This is a genomic window from Streptomyces sp. NPDC090108, assembly GCF_044747185.1.
Lineage (GTDB): Bacteria > Actinomycetota > Actinomycetes > Streptomycetales > Streptomycetaceae > Streptomyces.
The window spans coordinates 442,379-467,375 of record NZ_JBIVDQ010000002.1 but is presented as its reverse complement, the minus strand read 5'-3'; the positions used below and the strand labels follow the sequence as shown (position 1 = coordinate 467,375).

The 24,997-nt window shown below is 72.7% G+C and carries 20 protein-coding genes; 10 read left to right on the top strand and 10 right to left on the bottom strand.

Annotated elements, in window-relative coordinates; translation table 11 throughout:
* Positions 1-197: 197 nt before the first annotated feature.
* Positions 198-1,136: an SCO0930 family lipoprotein gene (locus ACIPRD_RS07280; RefSeq protein WP_356407974.1), complete on the bottom strand. Its 939-nt coding sequence runs from the start codon at positions 1,134-1,136 to the stop codon at positions 198-200.
* 812 nt (positions 1,137-1,948) lie between these two features.
* Here ACIPRD_RS07280 and ACIPRD_RS07275 point away from each other — a divergent pair.
* Both ACIPRD_RS07275 and ACIPRD_RS07270 read left to right on the top strand, forming a co-directional pair.
* Positions 1,949-2,077 carry a hypothetical protein gene (locus ACIPRD_RS07275; RefSeq protein ID WP_356407977.1) on the top strand — a complete coding sequence of 43 codons (129 nt, stop codon included), beginning with the start codon at positions 1,949-1,951 and terminating at the stop codon, positions 2,075-2,077.
* Positions 2,078-2,110: 33 nt separating this feature from the next.
* Positions 2,111-2,875 (top strand): DUF4239 domain-containing protein, encoded by a 765-nt coding sequence (locus ACIPRD_RS07270; protein WP_401560774.1) that lies wholly within the window; start codon positions 2,111-2,113, stop codon positions 2,873-2,875.
* Positions 2,876-2,974: 99 nt separating this feature from the next.
* On the opposite strand, the gene ACIPRD_RS07265 is transcribed toward ACIPRD_RS07270, so the two are convergent.
* Positions 2,975-3,802 (bottom strand): hypothetical protein, encoded by an 828-nt coding sequence (locus tag ACIPRD_RS07265; RefSeq protein WP_356407983.1) that lies wholly within the window; start codon positions 3,800-3,802, stop codon positions 2,975-2,977.
* A gap of 333 nt (positions 3,803-4,135) precedes the next feature.
* On the opposite strand from ACIPRD_RS07265, the gene ACIPRD_RS07260 reads away from it, so the two are divergent.
* The gene (locus ACIPRD_RS07260) at positions 4,136-4,810 is read left to right on the top strand and encodes a class F sortase (protein ID WP_401560771.1); all 675 of its coding nucleotides are present in this window, start codon (positions 4,136-4,138) and stop codon (positions 4,808-4,810) included.
* Positions 4,811-4,990: 180 nt separating this feature from the next.
* Here the strand turns inward: ACIPRD_RS07260 and ACIPRD_RS07255 are convergent, their stop codons facing one another.
* The gene (locus ACIPRD_RS07255; RefSeq protein ID WP_356407988.1) at positions 4,991-5,824 is read right to left on the bottom strand and encodes a polysaccharide deacetylase family protein; all 834 of its coding nucleotides are present in this window, start codon (positions 5,822-5,824) and stop codon (positions 4,991-4,993) included.
* A gap of 266 nt (positions 5,825-6,090) precedes the next feature.
* Here ACIPRD_RS07255 and ACIPRD_RS07250 point away from each other — a divergent pair, with 266 nt between their 5' ends.
* Entirely contained in the window at positions 6,091-6,570 is a 480-nt protein-coding gene (locus tag ACIPRD_RS07250; protein WP_401561870.1) for a universal stress protein, read from the top strand.
* A 149-nt stretch (positions 6,571-6,719) separates the two neighbouring features.
* On the opposite strand, the gene ACIPRD_RS07245 is transcribed toward ACIPRD_RS07250, so the two are convergent.
* Positions 6,720-7,979: an MFS transporter gene (locus ACIPRD_RS07245; RefSeq protein WP_401560767.1), complete on the bottom strand. Its 1,260-nt coding sequence runs from the start codon at positions 7,977-7,979 to the stop codon at positions 6,720-6,722.
* 246 nt (positions 7,980-8,225) lie between these two features.
* Here ACIPRD_RS07245 and ACIPRD_RS07240 point away from each other — a divergent pair, with 246 nt between their 5' ends.
* Complete coding sequence (locus tag ACIPRD_RS07240; protein ID WP_401560764.1) at positions 8,226-9,650, top strand: amino acid permease; 1,425 nt, start codon at positions 8,226-8,228, stop codon at positions 9,648-9,650.
* Here the strand turns inward: ACIPRD_RS07240 and ACIPRD_RS07235 are convergent, their stop codons facing one another.
* Entirely contained in the window at positions 9,651-10,724 is a 1,074-nt protein-coding gene (locus ACIPRD_RS07235; protein ID WP_356407996.1) for a CapA family protein, read from the bottom strand.
* Between the two features lie 244 nt (positions 10,725-10,968).
* Here ACIPRD_RS07235 and ACIPRD_RS07230 point away from each other — a divergent pair, with 244 nt between their 5' ends.
* The 3 genes from ACIPRD_RS07230 to ACIPRD_RS07220 all read left to right on the top strand — a co-directional run bounded on the left by ACIPRD_RS07230 (position 10,969) and on the right by ACIPRD_RS07220 (position 13,114).
* Positions 10,969-11,517, top strand: coding sequence for a sigma-70 family RNA polymerase sigma factor (locus ACIPRD_RS07230; protein ID WP_356407999.1), 549 nt, complete (start codon positions 10,969-10,971; stop codon positions 11,515-11,517).
* 136 nt (positions 11,518-11,653) lie between these two features.
* Complete coding sequence (locus ACIPRD_RS07225) at positions 11,654-12,169, top strand: hypothetical protein (protein WP_356408002.1); 516 nt, start codon at positions 11,654-11,656, stop codon at positions 12,167-12,169.
* 288 nt (positions 12,170-12,457) lie between these two features.
* On the top strand, positions 12,458-13,114 hold the full coding sequence (locus tag ACIPRD_RS07220; protein ID WP_356408005.1) for a zf-HC2 domain-containing protein: 657 nt from the start codon (positions 12,458-12,460) through the stop codon (positions 13,112-13,114).
* Between the two features lie 57 nt (positions 13,115-13,171).
* Here ACIPRD_RS07220 and ACIPRD_RS07215 read toward each other — a convergent pair whose 3' ends face one another.
* Positions 13,172-14,035: an Fpg/Nei family DNA glycosylase gene (locus ACIPRD_RS07215; RefSeq protein WP_401560759.1), complete on the bottom strand. Its 864-nt coding sequence runs from the start codon at positions 14,033-14,035 to the stop codon at positions 13,172-13,174.
* A 73-nt stretch (positions 14,036-14,108) separates the two neighbouring features.
* Positions 14,109-16,217, bottom strand: coding sequence for a SpoIIE family protein phosphatase (locus tag ACIPRD_RS07210; protein WP_356408011.1), 2,109 nt, complete (start codon positions 16,215-16,217; stop codon positions 14,109-14,111).
* A 336-nt stretch (positions 16,218-16,553) separates the two neighbouring features.
* Between ACIPRD_RS07210 and ACIPRD_RS07205 the strand changes: the two genes are divergently transcribed.
* Complete coding sequence (locus ACIPRD_RS07205; protein WP_356408014.1) at positions 16,554-17,975, top strand: lipase maturation factor family protein; 1,422 nt, start codon at positions 16,554-16,556, stop codon at positions 17,973-17,975.
* Positions 17,976-18,072: 97 nt separating this feature from the next.
* Here the strand turns inward: ACIPRD_RS07205 and ACIPRD_RS07200 are convergent, their stop codons facing one another.
* Positions 18,073-19,806 carry a protein kinase gene (locus ACIPRD_RS07200; protein WP_401560755.1) on the bottom strand — a complete coding sequence of 578 codons (1,734 nt, stop codon included), beginning with the start codon at positions 19,804-19,806 and terminating at the stop codon, positions 18,073-18,075.
* 178 nt (positions 19,807-19,984) lie between these two features.
* Here ACIPRD_RS07200 and ACIPRD_RS07195 point away from each other — a divergent pair, with 178 nt between their 5' ends.
* Positions 19,985-20,449, top strand: coding sequence for a GNAT family N-acetyltransferase (locus tag ACIPRD_RS07195; RefSeq protein ID WP_356408020.1), 465 nt, complete (start codon positions 19,985-19,987; stop codon positions 20,447-20,449).
* 327 nt (positions 20,450-20,776) lie between these two features.
* On the opposite strand, the gene ACIPRD_RS07190 is transcribed toward ACIPRD_RS07195, so the two are convergent.
* Positions 20,777-23,809 carry an alpha-mannosidase gene (locus ACIPRD_RS07190; protein ID WP_401560752.1) on the bottom strand — a complete coding sequence of 1,011 codons (3,033 nt, stop codon included), beginning with the start codon at positions 23,807-23,809 and terminating at the stop codon, positions 20,777-20,779.
* A gap of 263 nt (positions 23,810-24,072) precedes the next feature.
* The gene (locus ACIPRD_RS07185) at positions 24,073-24,957 is read right to left on the bottom strand and encodes a hypothetical protein (RefSeq protein ID WP_401560750.1); all 885 of its coding nucleotides are present in this window, start codon (positions 24,955-24,957) and stop codon (positions 24,073-24,075) included.
* Between the last annotated feature and the right edge of the window lie 40 nt (positions 24,958-24,997).

Sequence of the window (24,997 nt, the reverse complement as noted above, 5' to 3'; positions counted from 1 at the left end):
CCGTTCCCCGTCACTGCCTGCGGCAAGTGCCGGTACGACCCCGCTGGGTGACGGCAGGCGCGCGGGAGCGGTCCGCGCGCCTGCCGCGCCGCGCCCGTACGACGAAACGGTCCGCCCCCTCCGTGCGGTGCGGAGGGGGCGGACCTGCGGTCGGATGCCGGGCGGGGCGGGGCGATCGACCCTGGGGAGGGGGATCCTTACTTGCCCGGCGCGCCGACCGGCTTGCCGTCGGGCGAGACGGCGTACCAAGTGCCGCCGACGCCCTGACCGTTGGTGTCTCCGGGGGTCTTGTCACCGGAGAAGGTGTAGATCGGCCAGCAGTTGACGGTCATCTGCTTGACCCCGTCGGGGCGGGTGAAGCCCATCAGGCCCTTCTTCTGGACGCCCTCGGTGTCCTCGGTCTTGACCGGGGCGACGGCGGGCCACTTCTCCAGGCAGGGGCCGGTGCAGTTCGAGACGGACTTGGGCCACGCCTTGTCCTTCAGGAAGCGGTAGACCGTCATGCCGTTCTTGTCGACGACGACATCGCCCAGCTTGGCGTCCTTGCGCACGGACAGCCCCGGCACGGCGGACAGCGAGGCCTTCTTGCCGTTGGGGGCGAGCGCGAACCACTTGCCGCCCACACCCTGGCCGTTGACCTCGCCGGGACCGGTGTCCTTGGCGTAGCGGTAGGCGGGCCAGCCGCCGATGGTGAGCTGCTTGGTGCCGTCGGTGCGGGTGACCTCGCCGAGCAGCGCCTTGTCGATGCCGGCGCCGGCGGAGGAGTCCGTGGCGGGGACGGGCGGCCAGGTGGTGGCGCAGTCGCCGTCGCAGCTGGACTTGGGGGGATTGGCGGTGTCGTTGTCGAACCGGTACAGGGTGACGCCTGCGGCGTCGGTGACCACGCTGCCGAGGTCGGCGTTGCTGGCGACGGTCAGCTTGCCGGCCGGCGCGGTGCCGGAGGCCTTGCCGTCCGCGCCGTAGCCGTTGCCCGTGTCGGTGCCCGAGCTGCCGTAGTCGCCCGCCGCGGTGGTGGCCCCGACGTTCTGGGCCACCGGCGCCGGAGCAGCGGCGTTCTCCTGACCGCACGCCGTCGTCAGCGCCAGTACCGAGGCGGCCGTGGCCACCAGCGAGGCGGTCCGCCACGAGGTCTTCATCGTCAACTCCCCATATTCGCCTGGATATCGCAGCGCTTCGCCGCGCCGCCGCACGGCCATGGGTACGGGCCCGGGGAGCGGTGTGTTCAAAGGTGGCGGGAAATTTCCTCCGGCGCGCGGCACGGCGGCGCGGGGACGGCGGTGATCGCACAGGCGCGCGGGCCGGCCACTCGTGACACTTCTGTACGTCAAACCACGGATCACGCTTTATCCCTCATTCGGACCAATCCAGGCCCACTGTGGAGTGAGATCGCCCCCGGCGCCTCATGCTCTCCGACGTGCAAGGACCCGAAGCGACCCGATATGCCTCCATCACACGGGGGTTGGCGCTGCTGGCACTGACCTGGACCCTGACGGGCTGCCCGGTGGGCAGCGCGTCGGCCGACGCCTGCGCGTACGCCTCGACGGGCTCGGGCGGCACGGTGGCGGTGGCCGTGGCCGGCGGTGGAGGCACCGGCGCCGGTGCGGGCGTGGGAGACGGCCATGGCCGTCCTCACCACTGTCCGAGACCCACACCGCCGCCGTGCCCGCCCACGCCGACACCCACTCCCACGCCACCACCACCACCACCGCCGCCCCCGCCGCCACCTCCGCCGAAGCCGAAGCCGACTCCCGAACCGCGGCCGACGCCGGCCCCGAAGCCACCGCCGAAGCCCGAGCCGCCCCCGCCGCCCGCCCCCGCGGCACCGGCGCCGCGGCCGGTCCCGCCGCCACCGCCGCCCCCTCCCCCGCCACCGCCGCCTCCCAAGCCCGCGCCGAAGCCGGCACCGGCTCCCCCGCCCAGCCCCACTCCTCGGCCCGCTCCGGCACCGGTGAGCTACCCGGCCTACCACCCGAAGGCCGACTCGCACCCGGCGCCGTCCCCCACGTCACCCGTCACCTACGTCCTGCTCATCGCCATCCCCGCGATCGTCGCCGTCGCGGCGCTGCGCCCGCGCTGACATGCGGGCCGTTCTCACCCCTGGAGGCATCAGTTGTCCGATTGGCTCGTTCTCGTCCTCGGGATGCTGGGGGCCTGTGCCGTGGTCGTCGTCATCACCTTCGTGCGCTCCAGGCGGGCGCCCGACGACGAGGACCCCAGCGAGACGCCGGACGTCATCGAGTACATGACGATGTGGATCGGGGTGGTGTACGCCATCGTCCTGGGCCTGGCCATCGCCGGCGTGTGGGAGGCGCGCAGCGCCGCCCAGGACAACGTGCAGGCGGAGGCCCAGGCGCTGCACGAGATCTCGGAGCGGGTCCGCGTCTATCCGCCGGACGTGCGCGACCGCGTCCGCGACGACATCGACACCTACGTCGGATACGTCGTGAACACCGAGTGGAAGTCCATGACGGACCATGAGGAGGTCACCGCACGCGGCGGGCAGCTCCTGCAGCAGCTGCGCCAGGACGTCACCGACTACCAGCCGAAGAACGACTTCGAGGCGCAGGCCTACCAGCCGGTGCTGGACCAGATGGCCGCGGCCGACCAGGCCCGCAACGCGCGCGCGGACTCGACCGGGCCCACCATGCCGCCCGTGGTGTGGTGGGGACTGCTGGCGGGAGCGGTCATCACGGTCGGCATGGTCTTCGCCCTGCAGATCAGACGCACCGCGCGCGAACTGATCCTCGCCGGGCTGTTCTCGGCCACGATCGCCTTCATGCTGTTCCTCATCTGGGACTTCGACTCCCCGTTCAGCCGGGGCATCGCGGCGACCGCGGCACCGTTCCTCGACCTGTTCCCGAACGTCAAGGGCTGACCGGCAGGCCCGCGCCCCGGCACCCGTGAGGGGCCGGGGCGCGGGCCTGCCGGGATGTGCGGGGTCCCGGGCTCTCCGCGGGGGAAGACCGGGACCGGGTCAGATCTGCTTCTCGCCGCGGCGGCGCAGCCAGAACGCGCCGCCCCCGAACACGGCCGAGGCCACGAGCCCGCCCCCGATGGCCATGTCCGTCGGCGTGGCCCCGGCGGTGCTGCTGCCGCCGAGACCGCCCTGGACACCGCCGAGCACGGTGAAGGCCCAGGAACGCGTCAGGCTGCGTCCGCCGCAGTTGACCGTGATGTCGTACCGGCCGGGCCGGGTGTCGCGGTCGACGGTGACACGGGCCCGCGAGCGTTCGTCGTCGACCGGCAGGAGCGTGGCCGTGCGGAAGGCGCGCGAGGACACCGTGCCGCCGGTGCAGCCGTCCACGGTGACGGTGAGCCGGCCGCCGGCCGGGACCACGTTCGGCGTCACGATGATGTTGCGCCCGTGGTCGTCGCCGCGCCCGCCGAAATCACCGCCGCGGCCGTTGTCGTTGCCCCGGCCGTTGTCGTTGCCCCTGCCGTTGTCGTTCCCTCGGCCGTTGTCGTTGCCCCTGCCGTTGCCGAAGTTGTTGTTGCCGCCCCGGCAGTTCCCGTTGTTGCCGTTGAAGTTCCCGTTCCCGTTGAAATTCCCGTTGCAGTTGAAGTTGCCGTTCCCGTTGAAATTGCCGTTGCCGCCGCCGATGACGACACCGCCGCCGGGACCGATCCCGGTGCCCCCGATCCCGGTGCCGCCTCCGATGACCGCCGTTCCGGTGTTCGGGCTGACCCCGCCTCCGGACGGGCCGCCCCCGTTGCCCATGCCGTCGGCGACCGCCACGGGGGCGGCCAAACCGAGCATGGCGACCGCGGCGCACGCGGCCGCCAGGGCACGTTGGTTTCGCATGTGATCCTCCGCGGGAGGCACCCCGGGCCTCGTGCCCGGGCGATCGGCGAGAAAGGACCTCCCGACTGAACCCTCAGACCCCAGGAACACGCCCGCACGTCGAGAATGGTCCGTCCTGGTGATACGCCACCCTGCGAGATAACCCGACAATCGGATATTGCCGCAGGTCACGGACCGTCAGAAATTCTCTCGGGACTGCAACTCGGATGGCGCACCGCGAGGCTGACGGGACACCCGTTCGCCCGTCGGCCCGTCGCCCGCCGCGTGCCGGGGACTTAGCGTTCTCCCATGCAGGCGGGACGTGGTGACGGCCGCGTCGAGAGAGGATGGCGAATGTATGCGTCCGATCCGGCAGTGCCGGCCGAAGAGGAGGAGCGGCGGCGCAGACGTGCCCCCTGGGGCATGATCGCGCTCGTCCTGCTGACCGGTCTGGCGCTCATCCGCAACGGCTCGGGAGAGTTCGACAGCGGGCCGCCCCAGCCCGCCTCCGCCGCCGCCCCGGACGTGCGGCCCTCCGCACCGGAGACCTTCGCCGCGGGACCCCCGGCGATGCCGTTCTCCCCCGCGGACCGGATCCGCATCCCGGCGATCCGCGTCGACGCCCCGGTCATGTCCGTCGGGCTGGACGCGAACGGCTGGGTCGCCGCCCCGCCGCCCGAGAACCCCGACCTCGCCGGCTGGTTCACGGGTGCGGTCTCCCCGGGCGAGAAGGGCACCGCCGTGATCGTCGGCCATGTCGACAACCAGCAGGGCCCCGCGGTGTTCTACGGGCTCGGGGCGCTGAAGAAGGGCGACCGGGTCGAGGTCGCCCGCAAGGACGGGACGACCGCCGTGTTCGACATCTACGGCATCGAGGTCTTCGAGAAGGACAAGTTCCCCGGGGACCGCGTCTACGGCTCGAAGGGCACACCGGAACTGCGGGTGATCACCTGCGGCGGCGGCTTCTCCAAGCAGAACGGCTACGACGGCAACGTCGTCGTGTTCGCGCGCCTGGCCACGGGCGGCTGAGCCGGCACACGGCGACCGGGCGGCGCGGGCCCCTCACGGACCTCCGCGCGCGCTCCGCGGCCCCCGCCCGGACCTCGGTGCACACCCCACGGCCCCGCCCGGACCTCGGCCGGTGTCCCTCGGCCCCCGCCCGGCGCGCCCCCGGTGTGCCCGGGGCCGCCGGCAGGGGCCGCGGTCTTCTCAGGCCACGCGGCGGCGCGGCACGGAGAAGCGGTAGCCGGAGTCGAGCAGATGGGGCAGGTACTCACGGATCGCGCGCACGCTCTGCGTCCGGTCGCCCCCGGCGTCGTGGGAGAGCACGACGACACCGGGGTCGGCGCCGCCCTCGACGCGGTCGACGATGGTGTCGGTGCCCGGGGTGGTCCAGTCGCGGCTGTCCACGGTCCACGCCATCGGTTCCATGCCCATGTCGGCGCCCAGCTGGAAGGCGGCGCGGTTCCAGGCGCCGTAGGGGGCGCGGAACCACTGCGGGCGGTCCCCGTAGGCGTCCTCGATGGCGTCGCTGGTCCGCTCCATCTCGGAGCGGATCTCGCCCCGGTCCAGCTCGGTCAGCAGCGGGTGCGTCCAGGTGTGATTGCCGACGACGTGTCCCTCGTCGGCCATCCGGGCCAGCAGCTCCCGGTTCTCGACGACGCACTCGCCGCACACGAAGAACATCGCCTTGACGCGGTACTTGGCGAGGGTGTCGAGGATGTGCGGGGTGTAGTCCGGGTTCGGGCCGTCGTCGAAGGTCAGCATCATGTGCCGGCCGCTCGTGGAGATCCGCATGATGGGTTCGTGCCGCACCGCGGGCTTGCGCGGCACGGCGCGCGGGTGGCCGTATCCGGCGAGCGGCTGGAGCCGGAAGGCGGACGACTTGAGCGTCTGGCGCGCCTGTGGACCCGCGAGGGCGGCGGTACGGACGGGCTTCTCCTCGTCTCCCGCCATGATGATCCCCGCCGTGCCCGCGGCCCCCAGCGCGGCGGTGCCGGCGAGCAGCAGCCGGCGCCGTGTGAACAACTGATCCTTCTGCATGACCCATCAGTCGCCCCGCGAACGGCGACCGCCCCACAACTCCACCGGTGCGGCGGCGGTAATACACCCGGTCGGAGCAGCCCGCGCCCCTCGGGCGGCGGAGTGCCACGGGTGCGCCGGAGCCGCGCGCCGCGCCGGGCGCTCCGGGGCGGACCGCCGGGCCGGCGCACCGGGCACCGACCGGAGCCACCGCTTCCGATAGCCTCACGGGCGTGGCGGAACAGCACGAGCGGCACGAGCAGGACGACCGGCACGAGCGGCACGAGCTGTTCGAACAGCCGGAGCGGCACGAACAGCCGGAGCACCGGTTCGAACGGGGCACGGACGGCCCGAAGGTCATCGTCGTCGGAGTGGACGGCTCCGACTCCTCGCTGCGCGCGGCCGCGTACGCGAGCGGACTGGCCCGGCGTCAGAACGCGCTGCTGGCGGTGGTGTACGTCCAGCCGGTGATGGCCGCGGGAGCGGCGCTCGGGGCGCCGGTGGCGGAGGTGACCGACGAGATCGCCGAGGACCTGATCGCGCAGATCCGGGCGGCGGCCGAGCGGCTCAAGGGGATATACGCGGTGCGCTGGGAGTTCCACACCTTCCGCGGCGACCCGTACAACGGGCTGGTGCGGGCGGCCGACGAACTGAAGGCCGACGCCGTGGTGGTGGGCGCGTCCGAACAGGCGGGACACCGCATCATCGGCTCGGTGGCGGTCAGACTCGTGAAGTCGGGCCGCTGGCCGGTGACGGTCGTTCCCTAGGGGGCGTCTCTCCGGTCTTCGCGGATCAGGCCGCGGCGTCCGGAGCGGTGTGCCTCGGCGTGCGGCCGGATCGCCCCCGCACTGGGCGTACGTGGGCGTACGTGGGCGTACGTGGGCGTACGTGGGCGTACATGGGCGTACATGGGCGGTCAGGCCGTGCGGCGAGGTGCCGTGCCGGGCGTCGCGGGCCCGCGAAGACCGGGGAGGCGCTCCCTGGCGAACCCGCGCAGCATGGGCGTGGTCGCGAGGAGGAGCACGCCGGTCAGGGCGATCGCGGGGCGCGGGCCGGTGAGGGAGGCCAGCAGGCCGAACAGCGCGGTCAGCGCGGCGATGCCGGTCCGGGTGCCGACCGACCAGGCGGAGAGGGTACGGGCCACCCGGTCGGCCGGGGTGCGCTCCAGGCGCTCGGCGGCGAGGACCGGGTTGAACACGCCCGCGGACGTGATCAGGCCCAGCTCGACGGCCATGACGAGGACCAGTCCGGGTATGCCCGGGCGGACGAACGCGAGCCCCACCGACCAGCAGGCGCGCAGCACCCCCGTGGTGAACAGGACCCGGCGGCGGCCGAAGCGGGCGGCCAGCGGCCGGGCCGCCCGGGAGCCGAGCAGGCCGCCGAGGCAGGGGACGGAGAAGGCGAGGCCGTACTGCCAGGGCGCGAAGCCCAGCTTGCCGAGCATGAGGACGGCGAGCAGCGGCGAGGCGGCCATGATCAGGCCGTTCACCAGGACCGCGTTGAGGAACAGGGGGCGCAGTTCCGGGCTGGTGAGCAGATGCCGCCAGCCCTCCAGGAGGCCGGCGGCGCGGGTGCGGGACGCGTCGCGCGGCGGCCGTGCCGGAGGGTGCTCGGCGCCCTCGACGGCACGGATGCCGAGCGCGGAGAGCAGGAAGCTGACGGCGTTGGCGGCCACGGTGACCACGGGGCCGAACAGGCCGATCGCGGCGCCGCCGAGGGGCGGTCCGAGCACGGTGGCGGTCCAGGTGGTGGACTCGAACCTGCTGGTGGCGGTGAGCATGCCGGCGGGCGGCACCAGGCTCTTGAGGCAGGCGCCGGAGGCCGCGCCGAAGGTGATGTCGGCGGCCGCCACCACGACGGATGCGGCGAGCAGTTGGGGGAAGCCGAGGACACCGAGGGCGTGGGCGGCGGGGACGCAGAGGAGGACGGCGCACCGCACGAGATCCGCCGCGATCATGACGGGTCGTTTGCGGCGGAATTCCGTCCAGGGTCCCAGCGGAACCGCGAGCAGCGCGCCCACGGCCGGTCCGGCGGACGCCAGCAGCGCCACCTCGGCGGAGCCGGCGTGCAGCACGACGACCGCGATCACCGCGAAGGCGTCGAAGGCCAGCCAGGTTCCGGCGGCGCTCACGGCGTACGCCGCCCAGAGCCAGCCGAAGGGCCGCCCCAGTTTCATGTACAACCTCCCGTTGATCCAGGGCCATGTAAGCGGGCCCGTGGCCTCGGGATCAAACAACCGGCGCCGGGCACCCTACAACCGCCGGTTGTACGAATGTCCGGGCAGGTGTACGAGCGGATCCGCGGCGCCGCGCGCGTCGCAGCCGGACCGGAACCGGCCGTGCGTGGCGTCTTCCGTAGAGCACGCCCCTGCGTCATCATGATCGGCCGTCAGCCGTTTGCCTTCGGAGAAGAGGTGAGGCGCATGGCCAAGATCCGTATGGGTGAGGGGATTCTCCGCCGCAAACCGATCGAACACATCGAGGACACCGAGGCCGGGGCGGGAGCGGAGCTCGAACGGTCGCTCGGACTGTGGCAGCTCACCGCCATCGGCGTGGGCGGCATCATCGGGGCGGGCATCTTCACGCTGGCCGGCACGGTGGCCAACGAGACGGCCGGACCCTCCGTGCTGCTGTCGTTCCTGATCGCCGGTGTCGCGAGCGCCTGCGCGGCGCTGTCGTACGCCGAGTTCGCGGGGATGATCCCGAAGGCGGGATCCGCCTACACCTACGGGTACGCGGTGCTGGGCGAGTTCGCGGGCTGGTTCATCGGCTGGGACCTGCTGCTGGAGTACACGGCGATCGTGGCGGTGGTCGCCATCGGCATCTCCGGGTACTTCGGGTTCCTGGTCGAGGAGCTGGGCGCGGACCTGCCCGACTGGATGCAGGGCGCGCCGGGCACCGGGGCGGGGCACCGGGTCGACCTGTTCGCGGCCCTGCTGTGCCTGCTGATCGCCTGGCTGCTCAACCGGGGCATGCGTAGCGCGGCCCGCTTCGAGACGGTCGTGGTGACCCTGAAGGTGCTGGTGGTGCTGCTGGTCATCGGGGTGGGCGCGTTCCACATCAGCACCGGCAACTACCACCCGTTCTTCCCGTACGGGATCAGCGGGACGTTCACCGGCGCGGCCACGGTGTTCTTCGCGGTGTTCGGGTACGACGCGATGTCGACGGCGGCCGAGGAGTCGAAGGACGCGCAGCGGCACATGCCGAAGGCGATCGTCTACTCGCTGATCATCGCGATGGTGCTGTACGTGGCGGCCTGTCTGGTCCTGACGGGCATGCAGGACTACCGGTCCATCGACCCGGAGAGCGGCTTCTCGTCGGCGTTCCAGGCGGTCGGGCTGAGCGGGCTCGCGGACGTGATCGCGGTGGGCGCCATCATCGGCATCCTGACGGTCATGTTCACGTTCATGCTCGGGGTGACACGGGTGTGGTTCTCGATGTCCCGGGACGGGCTGCTGCCGCGGTGGTTCGCCAAGACGCACCCCACGCGGCACGTGCCGACCCGGGTGACGTGGATCGTCGGGGCCGGGTCGGCGCTGATCGCCGGTTTCGTGCCGATCGGCCAGGCGGCCGAACTCACCAACATCGGCATCCTGCTGGCGTTCGTGGTCGTGTGCGTGGCGGTGATCGTGCTGCGGCACCGGCGGCCCGACCTGCCGCGCGGCTTCCGTACGCCGTGGATGCCGTACACGCCCGCGCTGGGCGCCGTCTTCTCGCTCTGGCTGATCACGTACCTGACGTGGCAGACCTGGGTGCGGTTCGCCGTCTGGTTCGTGATCGGCTGCGCGATCTACTTCGGGTACTCCTACCGCCACTCGGCGCTCGCCGGGCGGCCGCCCGCCGAGTGATCACTGTCCGGCCACGAGTCCGCTCCCGGCGGCTCCCCGGCTGAGCACGACGTCCCTGACGCGGTCGCGCGCGGCGGTCAGCTCCGCGCCGCCGGCGATCGCCTGCCCGAGGTCGACGACGCGGCCGGCGTCGACGTCGTAGGTCTGGGGCAGGTACTCGGCCCTGGTGACCTCCCAGCGGCCGCCGGGGCGGGCCGGGGCGGCGAAGGTGAAGCGGGCGAGCGTGGACTCGTCGCCGCGGGAGTCCCGTGCGCCGCTCGCGTTGCTGGTCTCGCCCGCGATCTGGTCGCCGAGGCCGTAGACCACCCAGGTCCCGTTCACCTTCTCGTAGGCCTGCGGGACCTGGGTGTGGGTGCCGAGGATCAGGTCGATGTCCGGGCGGCCGCCGGACTTCGAGGCCGTCAGGTCCTGGGCGAGGGCCACCTGCCGCTGGTCGGGCGCGTCCTGCCAGGCGGTGCCCCAGCGGACCGAGACGACCACCACGTCGGCGCCCGCCCGCCGCGCGGTCCGGGCGTCGGCGATCATCTGACGTTCGTCGGCGTCCTCGGGGTAGGACAGGTGCGCGACCTTGGCCGGGCCCGCCTTCAGCAGGGGGACCGTGCGGGCCTCCTCCTCGCTGCGGGCGGTCCCCGCGTGCCGCAGCCCGGCCTGGTCCATGGCGGACAGAGCGGCCTGGATCCCGTCGTCCAGGGAGCCGTCGGAGGCGGTGGAGCAGCCGTCGTAGCCGGCCGCGGCCAGGTCGCGGACGAGTTGCGGCGGGGGCGTGAGGGCGGGCTGCGCGGAGAGCGTCTGGAGGTGACACAGCGCCAGATCGGCGCGGGCGACGGCCGGCTGCGCGGCGGCGAGCATCGGGCGGAAATCGTAGCCGTTGCCGCCCGCGTCGTAGTTCGCCCGCTCCAGGACGGAGCTGTGGGGCAGGATGTCGCCCGACGCGACGAGCGTGAAGCCGCGGGCGGCGGCCGGCGCCGGGTGCGCGGTCGCGGACGGCTCGGTCCGCTCCTGGTTCTGGCAGGCGGCGGCCGCCGTGAGGAGGGCGGTCAGCGCGAGAGCCACCTGATGCCTGCGTCCGAACATCTGCTCACCCCTGGGTTGTCGTATTGCCTGAGTTGTCGTATTGACAGACAAAGCCGTGACAGGCATATGGGTACGAAGCTGACTCGCGGCGCAAACAGTCCCGGCGCTCTCGTTAGCCCGTCCGGTGGCGGACCGTGCCGTCGCGGACCTCCCGGCCGACCGTTCGCCGCCGGGGACCGACCGCCCGTCGCACAGCCGGGCACGGCCCCTGTCCCCCGGCCGCCCCCTGCGCTGCCATACGGACATGACGGCCGTAACCACCACCGCCCGAGGGACCACGACCGCCGAGCACGAGCTGGCCGCGCTCCAGCGCGAGCACGGCCGGCCGCTCTTCGCGCTGCTGCTCCGGCTCAGCGACGGGGACCGCCAGCGTGCCGAGGATCTCGTGCAGGAGACCCTCGTACGGGCCTGGCAGCATCCGGAGGCCCTGCACGCCGAGGACTTCGACTCGGTCCGCCCCTGGCTGCTGACCGTCGCCCGGCGCCTCGCGATCGACGCCCGGCGGGCCCGGCGGGCCCGCCCGCCGGAGGTCGGCGACGAGGTGCCGGAGGACGCGCGGGTGACCGCCGACCACGCCGAGCGGGCCGTGGCGACGCTGGACGTCCGCGAGGCCGTGAAGACTCTCACACCGGAACACCGTGACGTCCTCGTCCTCGTGTACTTCCGCGGGGCCAGTGTGGCGGAAGCGGCCCAGACCCTCGGAATCCCGCCCGGTACCGTGAAGTCACGCGCGTACTACGCGCTGCGCGCCCTGCGCAGGGTTCTGCCGGGATACGCCACCGACCTGGGATGAAACCGGGAGCCGGGTCAAGCCTCGGCAAAGCGCCTTGCCGCCACCCCCGTCCGGGCACTCAGCTGTCCTCATCCAGGTTTCCGGTCGGGGGTCGGGTCCGGAGCGGCACGCACGCACCGGAGAAGGGCAGGACGGGATGCTGCACAACAGAGGTCAAGAGAGCACGGGCGGCACGGGCGGTGGCGAACTGGACGTTCCCATGGCGTGGTTCTACGCCGAGTACATCGCCGACGAACTGCTGCGCACCGGCGATCTGATGCCGCCGACGTCGTTCGAGTTCCGGGCCGGGCGGGACGCGCTGGCGCTGACCGTCTTCCTGTCCGACACCGAGGGCGAACTCTCCTCGGTCCGGGTGATCTCGCAGCTGGAGACCTGGCTGTCGCTGACGGCGTACGACCAGCCGTGGCAGGACTGGGTGCGGGACCGGCTGGCCGAGCTCACGGCCGAGGCGGCGCGGTCGGCCGTGCCCTCGCCCGACCTCGCGCTGGCGGACGACGCCTGGCGCTGGCTGGAGGAGACCGAGCTGCTCGCGCCCGACCTGGACGCGGTGCCGGGCGGCGCGGGGCCCGGCGAGGACGACGGGCCCAAGGTGTGGACCCCGGCCTGGCAGCTGGGGCTGCCGCTCGGGCACCTCGCCATCCACCTGTTCTGAGACCCCGGCCCGAAGGCCCCTGAGGGCACGCCGGCGGACGCGTCGAAGGTACGCCTGCGGGCGCGTCGAAGGTACATCGGGGGTGCCGGGAGGACTCGCCAGAGCGCCGTCGGAGCGCCGCCGGCGGCTCCCCGAAACTTTCCGGAAATCGCACCAATCCGCGGCCCGGACCGCTCCGAATACCTCCGCCGTGATTTCCGTGCGCGGCTTGAGTGATTCGGCCGTCCCCTGCGTACCGGTGGGTGCAACGAGTAACCCCACCCGCACCCATAGGCACGAGGATTCGGCATGAGGTCCCTGGAAAGGCATCGCGACGTCGGCGCGTACGCGCTCGGCGTGCTGGACGAGGCGGACGCCTTCCGCTTCGAGGACCACCTCATGGAGTGCCCTCAGTGCACGGCGGAGGTGACCGGATTCCGCCCCGCGGCACGGCAGTTGATGCTGTACCGGGAGGCCACTCCGCGCTTCGTGCCGGCTCTGACCCGGCCCGGCCCCCGGCTGCTGGAGCGGCTGCTCGACGGGGTCGCCCACCGCGACCGCGCGCGCCGCCGCCGCTTCCTGTACGGCCTGGCCGCCTCCGTGGTGCTGGCCGTGTCCGGCTCCGGGGCGCTGTTCTACGCGGAGCGGGGCGTGCCCGCGCCGGGGGTCACCGCGGCGACCGACGCGCGCACCGGGGTATGGGCCCAGGTCACCGCCAAGGACGAGGAGTGGGGCAGCGCCCTGGACCTCAGCGTGAAGGACGCCTCCGGAGCGCACTCGTGCCGGCTGGTCGTCATCGGACAGGACGGCTCGGAGCAGATCCTCGGCGGCTGGGACATCGGCGCGCACGAGACCGGCACGACCACGACCACGGTCGGCTCCTGGCTGCATCCGGACGAGATCGCCCGCTACGAGGTGCGCACCTCGGACGGGCAGCCGCTGGTGACGCTGCGGGCGGCCGAGTAGTCCACCGGGGGACGCGGGCCGGCCCGCTCGTCGGCCCCGGGGCGGGGGTCACGGGGATCACTTCAGCAGGCGGGACATCCTGCGGTCCGCGAGCGGCTTGCCGCCGGTCTGGCAGGTCGGGCAGTACTGGAGCGAGGAGTCGCTGAAGGAGACCTCGCGGACGGTGTCCCCGCACACCGGGCACGGTTCGCCGGTACGGCCGTGGACCCGCAGGCCGCTCTTCTTCTCCGCCTTCAGGCGTCCCGCGGCGAGGCCCCGGGAGCGCTCGACCGCCTCCGTGAGGGTGGAGCGCAGCGCTGCGTAGAGCACGGCGGTCTCCTCGGGGGTCAGCGACCCGGCGAGCTTGTACGGCGACATCTTCGCCGCGTGCAGGATCTCGTCGCTGTAGGCGTTGCCGACGCCGGCGATCAGGGACTGGTCGCGCAGGGCGCCCTTCAGCCGTCTCCTCTCCCCCTCGATCAGGGCGGCGAAGGCGGCCTCGTCGAAGCCGGGGGCCAGCGGGTCGGGGCCGAGGCGGGCGATGCCCGGGACCTCCCGCGGATCGTGGACGACGTACACCGCGAGGCGTTTCTGCGTACCCGCCTCGGTGAGGTCGAACCCCTCGCCGGTCTCCAGGGCGACGCGCAGCGCCAGCGGGCCCTTGCCCGGGCGCGGCGGCCCGTCCGGCAGGCGGTCCCTCCACTGGAGCCAGCCCGCGCGGGCCAGATGGGTGACGAGGATCGGGCCGGCGTCCGTCTCCAGGGCGAGGAACTTGCCGTACCGCCGCACGGCCGTGATCTCGCCGCCCTCCAGCGCGGTGAGGGGCGGGTCGTACGTCTTCAGGACGCTGACGGCGACCGGCAGCACCCGTGCGACCCTGCGGCCGACCAGGTGCTCGGTGAGGAAGTCCTTCAGCGCTTCGACCTCGGGCAGTTCCGGCATGGCTCCAGAGTGCCATCCGCCACCGACAGGGCCACACGGGACGCCGCACGCCCCGGGGGGTGCCTCCCCGGCGTCAGGCGGGTGCGTCCTCGCCCGGGGGCACCCGGAACTCGCACCACACCGCCTTGCCGCCGCCGCGCGCCTCCACGCCCCACGCGTCGGCGAGCCGGTCGACGAGGAGCAGTCCGCGTCCCGAGACGCCGTCGGCCCGCGCCTCGCGGCGGCGTGGCAGGGCGCTGGAGGAGTCCTCCACCTCGATGCGCACCCGCCGGTCGCCGCCCTCCAGGAGCCGCAGGGTGATCCAGGCGGGGGACTCGGTGTGCATGAGCACGTTGGTGACCAGTTCGTCGGCGACCAGCTCGATGTCGTCGGCCCGGCTCCCGGCGTGCCACGCGCGGACCGCGGACCGGATCATGTGGCGGGTCCGGGAGAGCGCCTCGGAGTCGCCGGGGGCCACATAACGGCGGAGCCGGCCCCCGGCCCGCGCGGCGGACGGTCCGCGCCGGCGCAGCAGGAGCAGCGCCATGTCGTCGTCGCCGCCCCGGCGCTCGGCCGCCTCGATCAGCCGGTCGGCGAGGCCGCCCATGTCCACGTCCCGCGGGCTGCCGACGACGAGCGCGGCCAGGTCGCGCATGCCGTCGTCCAGGTCGGTGCCGGGCTCCTCCACGAGTCCGTCGGTGCACAGCAGCAGGGTGTCCCCGGTCTCCAGCTCAAGGGTGGTGACGGGGTACTCCAGGCGGCCGAACTCGGCGGACAGGCCGAGCGGCAGACCGCCCTGGACCGGGACCCGGCGGCAGCTGCCGTCGGCGTCGCGGACGAGCGGGTCGAGGTGCCCGGCGCGGACCACCTGGACGAGCCCGGTGGACAGGTCGGCCTGCGCGTACAGGCAGGTGGCGAAGCGGTCGGTGTCGAGATCGCGCAGGAAGACGGAGGCACGGGCCATGACGGTGGCCGGCGGGTGCCCCTCGGCGGCGTAGGCGCGCAGCACGATCCGCAGCTGGCCCATCACCGCCGCCGCGTGGGTGTCGTGGCCCTGGACGTCCCCGATGACCGCGCCGACCTGTCCCCCGGAGGAGCCGCCGCCGGGCAGCGGGATCAGGTCGTACCAGTCGCCGCCGATGTCCCGGCCGAGGGCGGCCGAGCGGTAGCGCACGGCCACGTCCGCGCCGGGGACGCTGGGGATCGTACGGGGCAGCATCGCCTGCTGCAGCCCCTGCGCGAGGTCCTTCTCCTGCTCGTACAGCATGGCCCGCTGGAGGCTCTGCGCGATGCTGCTGCCGAGCGCGACCAGCACGGCCCGCTCCTCGGCCGAGAAGCCGCGCCGGTCGTTGTAGAGCAGCCCGATGGCGCCGATGGGGCGGGCCTGGGCGATCAGCGGCAGGTAGGCGGCGGAGGTGATGTGCAGGCCGGTGATGTGCTGCCACAGGAGCGGGTAGCAGTCGGCGAACTCCTCCGGCGACTCGATGAAGCGCGGGGCGAGCGTGCGGACGGCCTCGCTCATCGGGTAGGGGTCGTCGATCCGGGTGAGGCCGGTGCCGGGCACGAAGCTGCCGGCCGGGCCCTCCGCCACGAGCCGGATCCGCCCGGCCTCCACCAGGCCCATGACCAGGCTGGCCGCGCCCACGTGCCGGACGCCCTGGGTGTCCTTGAGGACGTCGATGACGTCCTGCACGCTGCGGGCGTGGGCGAGGGCGGCGGAGATGACCTGGACGACGTTGGTCTGCTTGCGGAAGGCGTCGTCCTGGGCGGACCGCGCGCCGCGGGCGCCGCTGTCGGCGAGTTCCTCGGTGGCGTCGCGCACGATGCCGACGACCCTGAGCGGCCGGCCGGACTCGTCGCGCCGGATGTAGCCCTGGGTGTGGGTCCAGCGCCAGGTGCCGTCGCGGCGGCGGATGCGGAAGTAGGCGCCGTAGTTCTCCCGGCCCTCCTTGATGGCCTGGGACACGACCGCGTCGAGCCGGGCGCCCTCGGCCTGCGGCACGCGTGCCACCAGGGACTCGGGCCGGCCGTCGTACTCGCCGGGGAGCAGGTCGAAGACCTCGTGGGCCTGGGCGTCCATGTGGAACAGCCCCGCGTCCAGGTCCCAGTCGAAGCTGCCCATGCGGTTGAGCGCCAGGATCGGATCCGGGTGGGCGGGCCAGTCCTCCGAGGGTGACGGGGCGCTCGCTGCCCGTTCGACCATGGGGCCACCTTGCCAGCATTTGTCCGATTCTTCGAGTGGACCGGACCGGCTCTTCGGGTGGACCGGACCGGGCCCACCCGGCGGGACGGGGGCGGGACGGGGGCGGTCCACGGGCGCAGGCGGTCCGCCGGGCGAGGGAGCGGTCCACTGGGCGAGGGAGCGGTCCGCTGGGCGAAGGGGGGCGGTCCGCTGGGCGGCGGCCGCGGGCCGGGTTACGCGGACGCCGTGACGCGGTACAGGCAGTGACGGGCCCGGAGCGAGCACGGGCGTGGTCGCGCGGGGTGCCGGCAGGGGTGCTCGCGGGGGTGGCCACAATGGAGGCAGGAGCAGACGGCCGTGGACTGGTTCACCGCACCCGACTACTGGCTGAGCCGGCTGGTCTTCCAGCGGGCTCTGGCCGCCGTGTACCTCGTCGCGTTCCTGGTCGCCGTGACGCAGTTCCGGGCCCTGCTGGGCGAACGCGGCATGCTGCCGATCCCCCGCTACACCGCGCGCGTCCCCTTCAAGCGGGCGCCGAGCCTGTTCCATCTCCACTACTCGGACCGTTTCTTCGCCGGGTGCGCCTGGACGGGGTGCGCGGTCTCGGCCGCGCTGCTGGCCGGCGTGGACTCACTGCTGCCGCTGTGGGCCGGGATCCTGCTGTGGCTGGTGCCGTGGGCGCTGTATCTGTCGATCGTGAACGTGGGCCAGACGTGGTACGCGTTCGGCTGGGAGTCGCTGCTGCTGGAGACCGGCTTCCTGGCGGCCTTCCTCGGCAACGGCGAGGTCGCGCCGCCGGTCGTCGTGCTGTTCCTGCTGCGCTGGATCCTGTTCCGGGTGGAGTTCGGCGCCGGACTGATCAAGATCCGGGGAGACACCTGCTGGCGGAAGCTGACGTGCCTCTACTACCACCATGAGACACAGCCGATGCCGGGCCCGCTGAGCTGGTTCTTCCACCATCTGCCCCGGCCGCTGCACCGGGCGGAGGTGGCCGCCAACCACGTCACCCAGCTGGTCGTCCCGGTGCTGCTGTTCACCCCGCAGCCCGTCGCCTCGGCGGCCGCGGCGCTGATGATCGTGACCCAGCTGTGGCTGGTGCTGTCCGGGAACTTCTCCTGGCTGAACTGGATCACCATCGTGCTCGCCCTGTCGGCGCTCCGGATCCCCGGCGGCGCCCCGCCGGTGCCCCCGGCACCGCTCTGGTACGAGGTCGTGGTGCTCGCGGTGGCCGCGCTGCTGGTCTTCCTGAGCTACCACCCGGTGGCGAACATGGTCTCCCGCCGTCAGGTGATGAACCGCTCCTTCGACCCGCTGCACCTGGTGAACACCTACGGCGCCTTCGGCAGCGTCAGCCGGATCCGCTACGAGGTGGTGGTCGAGGGCACGCTGGACGAGGCACCCCGCGAGGACGCGGACTGGCGGGAGTACGAGTTCCGGGGCAAGCCGGGCGACCTGCGGCACTGGCCGCGCCAGTTCGCCCCCTTCCATCTGCGCCTGGACTGGCTGATGTGGTTCGCCGCGCTGTCACCGGGCTACGCCGGGGAATGGTTCGGCGGCCTGGTGGAACGGCTGCTGGACAACGACCGCGACACCCTGCGGCTGCTGCGCCGCTCCCCCTTCCCCGCGGACACCCCGCCCCGCTACGTCCGCGCCCGCCTCTTCCACTACCGCTACAGCACCTGGCGGGAACTGCGGGACACGGGGGCGTGCTGGCAGCGGACATACGTACGGGAGTACCTGCCGCCGACGCGGCTGTCGGAGACCGCGCGGCGGTGGTGAGCGGCGCGCCGGGAAGCCCCTGCGGGGGGAACCCCGGTACGGCTGCGGCTACGGCTACGGCCACAGGTGTAGCTACAGCCACAACTCGCCGCCCGGTTCAGGAGGGAGGCATCCGCAGTTCCTGTTCCAGGCAGTCGATCACCTCGGCCATGCCGGGGCGTTCGCGCGGGTCGTCCCTGAAACAGCGTCTCAGTAGTTGGGAGAAGGCGTCCGGGAACGCCTCGGGGTCCCACTCGGGCCGTCTGCGGACGTTGGTGGCGAGGTACTCGGCGACCCTGCTCATGGTGCTGTCGACGGTGCGGCGCTCGTTGCGCCAGACACCGCAGGCGGCGACCACCGCGGTGACCGCGAACGCGTACACGTCGTTCGCCGTGACCACCCGGCCCTCGAACCGCTCGGGAGCCATGTAGCCGAGCGTCCCCTCGGTCTCCTGGGCCCCGGTCGGCTGCGTGAGTCCGAAGTCGCCGAGCACCCAGCGGCCCTCGTAGCGCAGGATGTTGGCCGGTTTCACGTCGCCGTGGACCAGGCCGCCGAGGTGGAGGTAGTGGAGCGCCCGGGCGATGTCCAGCAGCATGAGCCCGAGGTCCTCGCCGGCGAGCGGCCGTTCGTCGATCCAGTTCCTCAGCGAGCCTCCGCCCAGTCCGGTGACGATGTAGCTCCAGCCTTCCAGGCGACCGGAGTTCATGGTCCCGGCCGCGCGGTAGGGGATCACCCAGGGGCTGTCGAAGGCGGCCATGGTGGCGGCCTCCCGGGCGAAGTACCGGTGGCGCTTGGTCGTGTCCGGCGGCTGGAGCTTGACCGCGACCCGGTTCAGGGTGCGTCCGAAGGCCCGTTCCTCGGCCTCCCAGACGGCGTTCAGCGATCCCCGGCCGATCTCGCGCACGAGCTGGTAGGCCGGACCCACCGTCTCGCCGGTCAGATCGACCACGGGCAGATCCCCGCGGCTGAAGACCGCTCTGCCGTCGGCCGCGTCGGCGGAATCCGCGGCCATGAAGGTCACCGGGTCGAACAGGGTCCGCGTCCGGGCAGCGGCGTCGCTCCGGACGCCCCCGGCGGGGTCCTCCCCCTCGGGCCACAGGTCGGTGAGCAGGTCGCGCAGGAAGCGCGCCGCGTTGTCGCAGGCCACGGGCTGGACCACCGCGTCCTGGCTCGGCGACTTGTCGGCGAGGAGGTCGGAGATCCCGCGGATCACCATGGCGGTGATCCCCTTCCACTGCTGGGCCGCGGTCAGGAAGCCGAGGCCCTCCATCTCCACCGCGACGGCGTCGTTGAAGGACTCACGCAGATGCGCGCGGAACTCCTCCCGGCGCCCCGCCTGGATCTTCTCCCCGGCGGCGATGGGTTCGACGTGCGCCCAGGGGGACTCGAGCTCCTGCCCGGCCGCCGGTCCGCCGCGGGGCGGCCGCCACTTCTCCGAGGCCGCGAGCCTGCGGGCGAATCCGACGGTCCGCGGGTCGGCCAGCGCGATGTCCGGGCGGGCGAGCATGCGCTCGTCCGTCTGCTTCCCGGTCTCGTACCCGTACGCCTTCGTCGCGAAGACGACGTCTCCGAGGCGCACGTCCTCCTTCAGCCCTCCCGCGGTGCCGAGGAACACGATCAGTTCCGGCTGGAGGTCCTGGATGGCCTGGCTGGCCTGCAGGGCCGCGTTCACGTTCCCCTGCCCGATGCAGGTGGCCCACATCTCCCAGGCGCCGCGGCCCACTTCGAGGTTTCCCACGGTGTAGGGCACGCCCGACTTCGAGTTCAGCGACTCCTGATCGCTCAGCTGCTTGAGAACGGCCGCGTACTCGTTGAGGGTGGCCGTGAGCGTCACGACGCGGTGCGATCGCATGGGCAGGACCCTAGCGGGGTCCGCCTGCCGCCGGGGAGGGTCCGTGGACGACGGCCGGGGAAGACCGGTCGGGGTCCGGGGGAGGTCCGTGGGCCGGCCTGGGAGGGTCCGCGCCGGGTGTCGTCCGCGGCCGGATCGAGCCCGCGCGGACACCCGTCCCGTCTGGGAGACTGCCCTCGTGATCCTGAGAAGCGCGCGGGAAGACGACATCGACGCACTCGTGGGGCTCGCGGCCGAGGTCGAGCAGTGGTTCGGTCCGATGGCCGGGGAACCCGGCTTCCATCGCGTCCTCGAACGGCACGTCCGCCGTTCCACGGCGCTCGTCGCGAGCTCGCCGTCCGGACTGCTGGGCGGGCTGCTGTTCGGTGCCGGGCACGCGCCCGTGCATCACATCCACTGGCTGGTCGTGTCCGCGGAGGCGCGGCGGCGCGGTGTCGGCCGCGCGCTCGTGAACAGCGCGACACGCAGGTTCGTACGGGGTCCGGGCACCATCGAGGTGGTGACCTTCGGCCCCGACCACCCGGGCGCCGCGGCGGGCGGCGGGCGCGTCTTCTACGAGCGCCTCGGCTTCAGCCCGGCGGAGGCGGCCGCACCCGGCCCGGAGGGTGGCTCCCGGCAGGTCTACCGCCTGGCGGTCGACTGAACCGAGGCCGGCGGACCGGACAGGCGCCGTCGCGCCGTGGGTCCACCCCGGGAGGCGCGCGACACCGGCCCGGCACAGGGCGCTCCGTCGGCGGGACGGCTGCGCGTGGGCCGTATGCGCGTGGGGCCGTGTACCCGTGCAGCCGTGTGCGCGTGAGGCCGTGTGCCCGTGCGGCAGTGCGACAGTGTGCCCGTGCGGCCGGCGCGCCCGCCGCCGGGAGCGGCCGGCACGTCGCGCGACCGCCAGCGGCCACCGGGACCCGAGGTCGCCCGCCCCGGCGCCCCCGGGCCCAGGCGCCGGCTCAGCTCCCGGCCCCCGCCGCCCCGGTCAGGCCCGCCGCAGGCGGAGCGTCATCAGCTGGAAGGGCCTGAGGGACACGGTGATCCGCTCGCCCTCCCTCCGCACTTCTGCGCCCGCGTCCACCGGGCGCTCCAGCAGGTCGGTCACGGTGAGGTCCCGGACCGGGAAACCGGCCGTGAGCGTGGCCCGGGTCCGGCCGCCGTGCGCCTCGTGGAAGCGGACGACCACGTCACCGCTGCCGTCGTCCGCGAGCTTCACGGCCGTGACCACGACCGCCTCGTCGTCGGCGGTCACCAGCGGGGCGACCTCATCGGCGGCGCCCGTCGTGTGCCGCTCCGGCAGGTTGATCCGCCAGCCCTCGCGGACCGCGTCGGGGATCCGGGCGCCGGGGAGCAGGGCGTGGCGGAAGCGGTGGACTCCCTGGTCGGTCTCGGGGTCGGGGAAGCGCGGGGCGCGCAGCAGAGAGGCTCGGACCGTGGTCGTCGTACCTCCGTCGCCGCCGTCGCCGCCGTCGCGGACCGTGCGGGTCACGTCGTGGCCGTACGTCGAGTCGTTGACGACCGCGACACCCCAGCCCGGCTCCTCCAGATGGACGAAGCGGTGGTTGCAGGCCTCGAACTTGGCCGTCTCCCACGAGGTGTTGGTGTGGGTGGGGCGGTAGGCGTGCCCGAACTGGGTCTCCGAGGCGTACCGTTCGGCGTGCAGATCGAGCGGGAAGGCCAGCTTGAGGAACTTCTCCGTCTCGTGCCAGTCGATCTCGGTGTCGAACACCAGCCCGCGCTCCCCCGGTGGCAGGGACAGCACCTGGGTGACGCGCGAGTCGCCGAAGGACCGCACGATCCGTACCGAGACGCCGTCCTCGCCGGCGCTCAGTTCGTCGACGCCGGTCAGGTCGGTGACGGTGTTGCGGTAGAAGGAGTCGACGTCCCAGGCGTCCCACTTGTTGGGGAGGTCCGGGTGGAGCTGGAGCAGGCCCGCGGCCGTGCCGGGGGCGACGGTCTCGCGGCCGGCGGCGTGGTCGTAGGCCGAGACGACGAGACCGCGCGCGTCGATCTCGACCCGCAGCAGCCCGTTGTCCAGGACGTGGCCGCCGTCCACGCGCGGTACGAGGGTCGTGCGGCCCTCCCTCACCGGGGTTCCGGCGCCGCCCGCGGGAACCCCGGCGCGGGGGTGCGGGGCGGCGTTGAAGACGAGCGGGCGGGTGCCCTCGCCGGCCAGGGCGCGCTGGGCGCCCTCGATGATCGCGGTCAGTTCGGCGGCGACACGTGCGTAGGTCGCGCGGGCCTCCCGGTGCACCCAGGCGATGGAGGAGCCGGGCAGGATGTCGTGGAACTGGTGGAGCAGGACGGTCTTCCAGAGGCGGTCCAGTTCCTCGTGGGGGTAGGGGAATCCGGTGCGCACGGCGGCGGTGGCCGCCCACAGCTCGGCCTCGCGCAGCAGATGCTCGCTGCGGCGGTTGCCCTGCTTGGTCTGCGCCTGGCTGGTGAGGGTGGCGCGGTGCAGTTCGAGGTACAACTCACCTACCCAGACGGGAGGTTCGGGGTACTCGGCCTCGGCCTTCGTGAAGAACGCGCGCGGTGTCTCCCAGGTGACCGTCGGGGAGCCCTCCAGGTCGCGCAGGCGGGCCGCCCTGGCGACCATCTCGCGTGTGGTTCCGCCGCCGCCGTCGCCCCAGCCGGTCGGCGCCAGTGAGTGCCTCGCGTGCCCCTTGTCGCGGAAGTTGCGTGCCGCGTGGGCGAGTTCGCTGCCGCTCATGGAGCAGTTGTAGGTGTCGGCGGGCGGGAAGTGGGTGAAGATCCGGGTGCCGTCGATGCCCTCCCAGCGGAAGGTGTGGTGCGGGAACCGGTTGGTCTGCGACCACGAGATCTTCTGGGTCAGCAGCCACTTGGAGCCGGCCGCCTTGATGATCTGCGGGAGCCCGGCGGCGAAGCCGAAGGTGTCGGGGAGCCAGGCCTCCTCGTTCTCGATGCCGAACTCGTCGAGGAAGAACCGCTTTCCGTGCACGAACTGCCGTGCCATCGCCTCGGAGCCCGGCATGTTGGTGTCCGACTCCACCCACATCCCGCCGGCCGGCACGAACCGTCCCTCCGCCACCGCCTTCTTCACCCTCGCCCACACCTCGGGCCGGTGCTCCTTCACCCAGGCCCACTGCTGCGCCTGGGACATGGCGAAGACGAACTCGGGCTCGTCCTCGATGAGCGCGGTCATGTTGGCGGTCGTACGGGCCACCTTGCGCACGGTCTCGCGCAGCGGCCACAGCCACGCCGAGTCGATGTGCGCGTGACCGACGGCGCTGATCCGGTGGGCGGAGGCCACCGCGGGTGCGGCCAGCACGTCGGCGAGTGCGGCGCGGGCGGGGCCGGCGGTGCCGTTCACGTCCTGGAGGTCGAGCGCGTCCAGGGCCCGGGCGACGGCGCGCAGGATGTCGTGGCGGCGGCCTGAGTCGGCGGGCAGCTCGGCCATCAGCTCGCCGAGGACCTCCAGGTCCAGCACGAGGTGCCACACGGTCTCGTCGAGGACGGCGAGGTCCATGCGGGTGAGCGTGTACTGCGGCTCGCTCCCGGCGGTGTCCTTGTCGCCGAGCGGGGTGGGCCGGAACGGACGGGGGCCGAAGACGACGGGGTTGGAGGCGGCCTCGATGTGCAGGCGCACCTCCTCGCCGCCCTCGGCGGGGGAGCCGACGCGGACCCACTGGTTGCGCGGGTTGAGGCCCTTCACCGGGGTGCCGTCCGGGCGGTAGACGAGGCCCTCGCACTGGAATCCGGGCATGTTCTCGTCGAAGCCGAGGTCGAGCAGGGCCTCGACGGTACGGCCCGCCCAGGCCGCCGGGACGGTGCCGGTCACCCGGAACCAGCTGGTGCCCCAGGGGGCGCCCCACCGGCTGCCCACCTCGATGGGCTCGGGCTCGGCCGCCAGCCCCTCCTCGACCGGCACCGGCTCGCCCGGCGCGTGCCAGACGGCGACCTCCAGCGGCACGGACTCGGGGTACACGGCGGGACGGATGCGTTCGTCGAGGACACGCCGGAGCCGGTCTTCGACGAGCTTGCGGTCGTCATGCATGCGGGTGCTCCCTGCTGGGTCCGGAAGTGGTCTGCCAGGTGGGGCGGTCGGCGGAGCGGTTCGGTGAGGCGGGTCGGCGGTGCGCCGCGGGCGGCCCGCGGGCCCCGGGCCGTCAGGGGGCGACGACGGTCACGGGAGTCGACGCGTTGTACAGCTCCCCCACCGCGCACCGTTCGAATCGTGCCTCCAGCTCCTCTCCGCGGGCTCGGTGCCGGGGACGAGGAGGGCTCCCCGCCGGGCGCCGGCGACCGGCGGACCCGGGCTCAGCCGTCCGCCTTCCGGACCACGTCCGAAGCCGCTGCGAGCACTTCCTTCTTCTTCTCCAGCTCACGGTTCAGACGGGAGGCGTTCCGGCGAATGGCTCCTTCCTCGAACCGCGTCTCCACGGAGAACCAGACCCCGACCAGGTTCGTCTCCTTCTTGCACCCGACGTCCGCGCGCGCCACGTCGATTTCGGCAGGGACCGGATCGGCCCCGCGGAAACGCTTGTCGTCGGCGACGGTGAGCGGGTCCGGGTACGAGAATCCGCGCTTTTTCATGCAGTTCGACCACGCTTCGAAAACCCGCACCACATCGGGGCTGGATTTCGAAGCGAAGAAACTCTGCCGGTTCAGATCCTGAGGGAAGTCGTCGATCGAGGTGTTTCCCTTGCTCTTCCCGAAGATCGCCTCCCGGGCCGTGCGGAAGCAGCCGCCCGGCGCGACTTTCTTCCCGTTGACCAGGACACCGGACTTCGTCACCTTGCCCGATCTCCCGGTCAGTACGACCAGAGCGTCCCCCTTGGGAAGGTCGGGATTCGCTGTCTTCACCTTGCGCGGATCAATATCTCCGAGATGATATCCGAAGGCCGCGGCCATCTTCTCGTCCGTCACTCCGTACCTGCGGTCCATCAGGCTGCGCGGTCCGGCATCAGAGCCGGATGCCGGCACCTCGTAGTGCAGGCCGAAACCCTTCACGCAACGAGCGGCGAGCACATCCTGAGCACTTTGCAGCTCTTTCTGCTCCGCTGTCGAGAAAAGGTACTTCTCGACGGGGAGAGTCAGATCCACACCGGCCAGCAGGTGCGGAGCCGCGCCGGACGCATGGGGAGACGACACCTTTCCGCCCGCCTGACAACCGGACACCATCAAAGAAAGGCAGGAGACCACGACTCCGGCCAGACCGAACCGATACCTTCTACCGACCACA